The 533-nt window shown below is 43.7% G+C and carries 1 pseudogene; it reads left to right on the forward strand.

From position 1 onward, the window contains the following. A pseudogene (locus ACTQ9T_RS14565) lies at positions 1–533 on the forward strand (adhesin); the annotation flags it as partial.

Consider the following 533-nt stretch of genomic DNA (forward strand, 5'->3'; position numbering starts at 1 on the left):
GCTCCAGTTGGTCCAAGCATCACAGCCACCGGTATTGATGCAGGTATGACTCAAATTACCGGTGTTGCAAGTGCTGGTGATATCACCAATATTGCCAATGCTAATAATGCCGCTAACGCAGGAGACGTGAATGCAGCAGTAACAGGTGTCACGGATCTAGGACTAAACTTTATTGGTGACGATGGCACGGTTATTGATCGTAATCTTGGTGACACGCTAAGTATTACGGGCAGTGCAACTGGTAATTTAACCACTGGTAACATTGGTGTAGTTGCAGATGGTACAGATGGTCTAAGTATCCAACTAGCAGAAGCCATTGACTTAGGAGCTACTGGTAGCGTTAGAGTAGGAAACACTAACGTAAACAATGCGGGCATAACTATTTTGAATGGTCCAGTTGATACGGTTATTCTTGGTAGAGCTGGACTTAACAATGGTGGCAATAGAATTATTAATGTCGCTGATGGTCTAGCACCAGATGATGCAGCAACCTTCGGTCAAGTAACAGTTGTTGATAACAAAGTAGATGTTTC

The sequence above is a fragment of the Psychrobacter sp. ASPA161_6 genome, assembly GCF_051970285.1.
Classification (GTDB): Bacteria; Pseudomonadota; Gammaproteobacteria; order Pseudomonadales; family Moraxellaceae; genus Psychrobacter; species Psychrobacter glaciei.